Genomic DNA, 6180 nt, shown 5'->3' on the forward strand with positions numbered 1-6180 from the left:
TGACGACGAGTACCGCCGGTTTCTCTCGGGGATCCATGAGGTCACGCCGAATATGAGTTGTCGTGTGCGCGGTCTAGCGCATGAATTCGGACGATTGTAAATGGAAAGCCCCCACCGACGTACGGAGGGGGCTCTATTGACGTGTCAGGCGCAGCCCAAAATGGGCGCTTTCGCGGCTCAGTGCCGCGCCGGCAGTGGGTTGGTGGGTGGGGCGACGTCGACCAGCTTCGGCAGTCGGCGCGCCGCCAGCAGGAAGCGGCCGTGGCCGATGCTTTCGAGTCGCAGCGGGGCGCCGCAGTCGGCGAGCCGGCGGCGCAACAGCAACAGGCGCGCGTCGAGGTCGGCGCTGCGGTCCTCGCGAGGAATCGTCGGCTCGAGCTGCAACTCGCGGAGGCTGAAGGTGCTGCGGCCCGCGTTAACGAGATTGCGCATGACCGTCCAGAAGATCGCGCCGGCGACGCCCTTGATCAGGTAGGTGTCGTCGAGGAATACGCTGTCGTCGCCGGCATGGTGCCGCACGATCACCGGCGGACCAACCGCGGCAAGCGATTCGGGCTCGGGCACCGCCGTCCCGTCATCGACTTCACCCGCCTGTCGCAACGCAAGCATCGCGGCTCCGAGCTGGCCGGCCAGCGCGACGAGCGCGTCCTCGTCGTCGTAGCCGAAACGCAGGTTTTGCGCGCTCTCCGCGTAGAGCACGCCGAGGAGGCGGGTGCAGGCGCGAATCGGCACGGCGAGGCGACTCCGCGGCTCCGGGAGACGAGGCAACGGAATGCGGGTTTCGAGCCCTTCGGCGTCGGCGGCCCGCGTGGAGTTCCCCCCCGCGCCATAGTGCGCGTAGTCCGGCGCGAGGTAACCGAGGCGAATCGGCGTGGCTTCGCGCGCGGCGACGCCGATCACGCCGTCGCCGATCGCGATTTCGGAGCCGACACCGGAATTTTCGTAACCCCGGCTGGCGATCGTGTAGAGCCGCGTGCCCGCAGCGTCGAGCAGCAGCACGCTCGTGTGACGGAAGCCGAACTGCGACTCGAGGCTTGCGAGCGCTTCGGCGAGCAGCGTGTCGAGTTCGCGGCAGATCGCCAGCCGCGCCGACGTTGACCGCAGCGCCGCGAGCAGGCTCGGCCGCGGCGTCGGCAGGTCGAGTGCCGGGCCGGGCACGCGCTCGATTTCGAGCACGCGGCAGACATCCGAGCCGCGCAACCGGAAGACGCCGCCCATGCCGGAATGCGCGGCGACGCCGGCGAGCTTCGCCTTCATCCGCTCGAACAGCGGCCCCGCCGTTTCGGTGCGCAGGTAGCGCAGCAGCAGCCGGTAGCGCTCGGCGGTGCGCGGGTGCGTGACGATCAGCCGCGCGTTCGGGTTTTCGAGGATGTTGTGCCGCGTCGTGTTGAAGAACTGGTACGACAGCGCGACATGGCGGCCATCGACGTATTCGGCCTGCGACAGGAACGCGACGTTCGGCGCGCCGTCGGCGGAGCACGTCGCCATGACCCCGGGCACCGCCCCTTCGAGGCATTCGCGGATCGCATCGAGCCGGACGGTCATCGCGCGTCCTCCGGCGACCGGCGCGCGCCCGCGCCGGGTGTCTGCCAGAATGCGGCGGCCGGCGTGAATCGGATCGCGACGACTTCGCCGGTGCTGCTGCCGAGCAGCGCCTGCACGAACGCGCCGCCGAAGCCGAGCGCGGCCAGCGCGTCGGTGAAGGCGCCGCGGTAGCGCTCGATGATCCGCGCGTCGCCGGCGACGAGGGATTCGATGCTGGCGTCGTGCCCCTTCAGCTGCAAGCTGCGGTGCGAGCCGGGCTGGCAGAAGACGACCGCGACGTTGCGGTTCGCGCGGAGGTCGTCGAGAAGCGCGCGCGACTGTTCGGCGATGACAAAGACGCGCACGTCCGGCCCGTCGCCGGAGACGTCGCAACCGATCCCGCGCGTCAGGTTCGGCAAATGATCCGCGCCGCACGAGGCGACGCTGATCGAAACGCCGCTCGTCAGAAAATCCGCATGCGCGGGGTCGCTCAGGCAGTCAAGGTCGGCAGACATCGTGACGCACGCCAGCAGTTCGGGACGCGATCGTCCGGGGCGGACGAGGCCGGGCGCCGGCTCTCGTCCGGCACTCGAACCCAGTATAGTTCGTCCCGCCGCTGCCGCCCGGCCGGGACGGCGCGGCGTGTCAGTCCGCGGCGAGACGCCGGTAGGCGCCGCTGTGGAAGATCAGCGGCGCGCGCTCCTCGCGGTCGAAACGCACGACTTCGGACACGAAGACGAGGTGGTCGCCGCCGGGGTGGCGCACCGTGTTGCGGCACTCGAAACGCGCGCAGCAGCCGCGCAGCAACGGCACGCCATAGAGGCCGTCGTCGGTTTCGAGGCCGGCGAACTTCTCGTCGGAGCGGGTCGCGAAAAGTTGCGACAGGTGCTGCTGGTCTTCCGCGAGCACGTTCACCGCGTAGTATTCGCAGGCCTCGAACACCGGGAGGCTCTGCAGGTGCCGCGCGAGGCTCCAGACGACCAGCGGCGGGTCGAGCGACACCGAGTTGAACGAGTTCACGGTCAGCCCGATTGCCTCGCCGCTCGGCGCGCGCGTCGTGATCACGGCGATGCCGGTCGCGAACATCCCGAGGGTGTCGCGGAACGCGCGGGTGAATTCCTGGTGGGTGAGGGGGGGCTGTGACATGGGCAGGGGAGCCGGGGCGCGACGTTTTGCGCCGTACCCCGAAAATCGATGGAATCGTGGATTATCGCCGCGCGACCCCCTATCGGGCAACGCGGCAAACGACTGGGAACACGACACGCAATGAACGGGCGAAGCGATTTCGCGAGACGTCTGATCGACTGGCATCGCGACCAGGGCCGCCACGACCTGCCGTGGCAGCGCACGAACGACCCGTATCGCGTGTGGCTGTCCGAGATCATGCTGCAGCAGACGCAGGTCGACACCGTGATTCCGTACTACGCGCGCTTCCTCGCGCGCTTCCCGGACCTCGCGGCGCTCGCCGCGGCGCCGCTCGACGACGTGCTCGCGCTGTGGAGCGGCCTCGGCTACTACGCCCGCGCGCGGAACCTGCACAAGGCCGCAGTCGCGGTCATCGACGTCCACGGCGGCCGCTTTCCGTCCCGCGCCGCGGCGATTGCGGAGCTGCCCGGCATCGGACGCTCGACCGCGGCGGCGATCGCGGCGTTCTCGTTCGGCGAGCGCGCGGCGATCCTCGACGGCAACGTCAAGCGCGTGCTGTGCCGCGCGTTCGGCGTCGACGGCTTCCCGGGGGAACGGGCGGTCGAGGCGCGGCTGTGGGCGCTTGCCGAGTCGCTGCTGCCGGCGGCCGACGTCGGCACCTACGTCCAGGCGCAGATGGACCTCGGCGCGACCGTCTGCACGCGCGGCCGTCCCGCGTGCGACCGCTGTCCGCTCGTCGACATCTGCGTCGCGCGCCGCGAGGACCGCGTCGATTCGCTGCCCGCCGCGCGGCCGCGCAAAGCCGTCCCGCAGCGGCACGTCCGTGTCGCGGTGATTCATTCGGACGGCCGCGTGCTGCTCGAACGGCGTCCCCCGGCCGGGATCTGGGGCGGCCTGCTCGCGCTGCCCGAAATTCCGGAGTCCGAAACGGTGCCGGCGCGATGGGTCGAAGCGCGCTTCGGCCTCGCCCCGCGCACGAGCGTCGCGCTCCCGCCGCTGAACCACGCGTTCACGCACTTCCGTCTCGAAATCGCGGCGATCCGCTTCGAGGTCGGCGGCGGGCGAGTGGTCGCGGACGACACGCACCGCTGGATCGCGCTCGCGGACCTCGAGTCGGCGGGCCTGCCGACCCCGGTGCGGCGCATCCTCAACGGGTGCGTCGCCGAGCCCGGCTAGGATCGTTGGCCCGCGCCGATCAGGTCGCCGCGCCCGAGCCCGGTTCGGTCGCGCGCTCCGGCCCCTCCGCTTCCCCCCACCTCCGCATCAGCCGATGCGGCACGCCGATCTGATCGAGCACGCGCGCGACGACGAAATCGACGAGGTCGCCGATCGTCTGCGGATGGCCGTAGAACCCCGGGCTCGGCGGCAGGATCACGACCCCGAGGCGCGCGAGCTTCAGCATGTTCTCGAGATGGATCGCCGAGAACGGCGTCTCGCGCGGCACGAGCACGAGCTTGCGGCCTTCCTTGATCGCGACGTCGGCGGCGCGCTCGATCAGGTTCTGGCTGAGCCCGGCCGCGATCGCCGCGAGCGTGCCCATCGTGCACGGGCAGACGACCATCGCGTCGGCCGGGTTCGAACCGGACGCGAGCGGTGCGAACCATTCCTCGCGGCCGAACACGCGCAGCTTGCCGGGCGCGGCGTTGAAGCGCGCCGACAGCGCCGTCTCGACCTCGGCCGGCCGCGACGGCAGGTCGAGCCCCATTTCCTGCCGCGCGACGATCTGCGCGACTTGCGAATACAGCAGCCACACGGTGGAGCCGGCGGCGAGCAGGCATTCGACGAGCCGCAGCCCGTAAGGCATCCCGGAGGCGCCGGTCAGCGCGACGGCGACGGTTTGGGGCGGCGTTCTCATCGCTCGGGCCTCACTCGAGGTAATCGGTCAGGGTCACCCAGCGGCCGTCGCGGATCTGCGCGATGCGTCCGTGACGGTTGCCGAGGTGGTCGTCGCGGCTGAAACGGTACTCCGGGCCGCCGAAGAAGTCGCGCGACGTGTGCAGCGACTCCATCGCGGCGACGAAGCGCTCGACGCTGAACTCCGGGCCCGCCCGCTCGGCCGCCTTCACGAAGAGGTCCGCCGCCTGGTAGCCCATCACGCTCCAGACGTTCGGCGCCGCGCCGAAGCGGCTCGTGTAGCGCGCGATCCAGTCCGCGAGCGGACGGTTCGCGCCTTCCGCGTACGGATGCGGCAGCACCGTCACGCCATACAGCCCTTCGACCGCGCGACCGCCGAGTTCGTGCGTCTGCGCCGAATAACCGGACGCGGTGACGAGCATGTCGACGTTCCAGCCGGTCCTGCGTGCCTCGCTCATCGCCGCGACGGTTTCGCGCACGACGGTCGCGAGCACGACGAAATCGCAGCCGGCCGCACGCAGCCGCACGATCTGGCTCGACAGGTCGGTCGTGCCGCGCTTGTAGCTCGTCTTCCCGACGAGCGGGCGCTTCAGCTTCGCGAGCGCCGCCTCGACGCCTTTCATCACTTCGAGCCCGTAGTCGTCGTCCTGGTACAGCAGGCAGATCCGCGCGTAGCCGCCGCGTCGCACCATCTCGCGCGTCGCGGCGTCCATGTAGTCGCGGTACGGCGCGAACATCTGGAACTTCAGCGGATCGCGTGGCGCGTACGTCGATTCGTGCGGCGAGAACGGGAAAAGATGCGGCCGGCCGGCGGCGACGATCGCCGGCATCGTCGCCATCACGACCGGCGTGCCGAGGTTCGCGAGGAACGCGAACACGCGGTCGCGCTGGATCAGCTTGCGCGCGGCGAGCACGCCCTTCTTCGGGTCGTAGCCGGAATCCTCGACGACGAGGCGCAGCTTGCGGCCATGCACGCCGCCGGCGGCGTTCGCGTCCTCCAAACGCATCAGCATGCCGTCGCGCACCGGCGCGCCGAGCAGCGCGATCGGCCCGGACAAATCCTGGATGCTGCCGACGACGATTTCGCTGCGGGTCACGCCCGGAGTCTGCGCGAACGCGGCACAGGCAGCGAAGACGCCGAACGCGGCGACGAGGCGACGGAGCAGTTTCATCGGCGGACGGAAAGAAAGGCGAGGGCGGCATTATCCGCGATCCGCGGGCGCGCCTGGAAAGCGGATCTCGCCACGCTTCAGCGCGCGAGCCCCTGCGGCCGCAGCAGGATCATCGCGACGATCACCGCACCGAACAGCAGCGTTTCGATGCCGCTCGCGCTTCCGGCGTTGCCGGGCAGCGCGTCGCGGGCGACGGCGATCGCCTGGGGCAGCGCGACGACGACGAGCGCGCCCCACAATGCCCCCGACAGGCGGCGCGCGCCGCCGATGAACGCGAGCATCAGCAGCTCGAACGACAGCAGCAGACCGAACTGCTCCGGGCTGACGAAGCCGATCCAGTGCGCATGGAGCGCGCCGCCGAAGCCCGACAGCGCGCCGCCGAGCACGAACGCGCGGCTCTTCGCCGCCGCGACGTCGATGCCGCTCGCGGCCGCCGCGATCTCGTCCTCGCGCACCGCGCGCCACGCGCGCCCGAGCCGCGACG

At 70.6% G+C, this 6180-nt stretch carries 7 protein-coding genes; 1 reads left to right on the forward strand and 6 read right to left on the reverse strand.

Features of this window, described 5'->3' with window-relative positions; all coding sequences use genetic code 11:
• Positions 1-177 precede the first annotated feature (177 nt).
• The 3 genes from V6M37_RS00925 to V6M37_RS00935 all read right to left on the reverse strand — a co-directional run bounded on the left by V6M37_RS00925 (position 178) and on the right by V6M37_RS00935 (position 2670).
• The gene (locus V6M37_RS00925; RefSeq protein WP_332670149.1) at positions 178-1545 is read right to left on the reverse strand and encodes a GAF domain-containing protein; all 1368 of its coding nucleotides are present in this window, start codon (positions 1543-1545) and stop codon (positions 178-180) included.
• Positions 1542-2039: a pyridoxamine 5'-phosphate oxidase family protein gene (locus tag V6M37_RS00930; RefSeq protein ID WP_332670151.1), complete on the reverse strand. Its 498-nt coding sequence runs from the start codon at positions 2037-2039 to the stop codon at positions 1542-1544. The genes V6M37_RS00925 and V6M37_RS00930 overlap by 4 nt, the downstream gene beginning before the upstream one ends.
• A gap of 130 nt (positions 2040-2169) precedes the next feature.
• The gene (locus V6M37_RS00935; protein ID WP_332670153.1) at positions 2170-2670 is read right to left on the reverse strand and encodes a flavin reductase family protein; all 501 of its coding nucleotides are present in this window, start codon (positions 2668-2670) and stop codon (positions 2170-2172) included.
• A 120-nt stretch (positions 2671-2790) separates the two neighbouring features.
• Between V6M37_RS00935 and mutY the strand changes: the two genes are divergently transcribed.
• A complete protein-coding gene (gene mutY, locus V6M37_RS00940; RefSeq protein WP_332670155.1) occupies positions 2791-3846 on the forward strand; it encodes an A/G-specific adenine glycosylase in 1056 nt (351 codons plus the stop codon).
• Between the two features lie 19 nt (positions 3847-3865).
• Here mutY and V6M37_RS00945 read toward each other — a convergent pair whose 3' ends face one another.
• From V6M37_RS00945 to V6M37_RS00955, 3 genes are all read right to left on the reverse strand, one after another.
• Entirely contained in the window at positions 3866-4525 is a 660-nt protein-coding gene (locus tag V6M37_RS00945) for a flavin prenyltransferase UbiX (protein WP_332670157.1), read from the reverse strand.
• A 10-nt stretch (positions 4526-4535) separates the two neighbouring features.
• Positions 4536-5696 carry an ABC transporter substrate-binding protein gene (locus V6M37_RS00950; RefSeq protein ID WP_332670159.1) on the reverse strand — a complete coding sequence of 387 codons (1161 nt, stop codon included), beginning with the start codon at positions 5694-5696 and terminating at the stop codon, positions 4536-4538.
• Between the two features lie 77 nt (positions 5697-5773).
• Positions 5774-6180, reverse strand: a 407-nt coding sequence (locus V6M37_RS00955) for a branched-chain amino acid ABC transporter permease (RefSeq protein ID WP_332670161.1), incomplete at its 5' end; no start/stop codon positions are given.

Origin of the sequence: Aromatoleum sp., from assembly GCF_036675785.1 — a bacterium.
Classification (GTDB): Bacteria; Pseudomonadota; Gammaproteobacteria; order Burkholderiales; family Rhodocyclaceae; genus Aromatoleum.

Excerpts from the sequence above, each read along its gene's own strand:
- V6M37_RS00925 (WP_332670149.1), bottom strand. The coding sequence starts at position 1,545 with ATGACCGTCCGGCTCGATGCGATCCGCGAATGCCTCGAAGGGGCGGTG.
- V6M37_RS00930 (WP_332670151.1), bottom strand. The coding sequence starts at position 2,039 with ATGTCTGCCGACCTTGACTGCCTGAGCGACCCCGCGCATGCGGATTTT.
- V6M37_RS00935 (WP_332670153.1), bottom strand. The coding sequence starts at position 2,670 with ATGTCACAGCCCCCCCTCACCCACCAGGAATTCACCCGCGCGTTCCGC.
- mutY (WP_332670155.1), top strand. The coding sequence starts at position 2,791 with ATGAACGGGCGAAGCGATTTCGCGAGACGTCTGATCGACTGGCATCGC.
- V6M37_RS00945 (WP_332670157.1), bottom strand. The coding sequence starts at position 4,525 with ATGAGAACGCCGCCCCAAACCGTCGCCGTCGCGCTGACCGGCGCCTCC.
- V6M37_RS00950 (WP_332670159.1), bottom strand. The coding sequence starts at position 5,696 with ATGAAACTGCTCCGTCGCCTCGTCGCCGCGTTCGGCGTCTTCGCTGCC.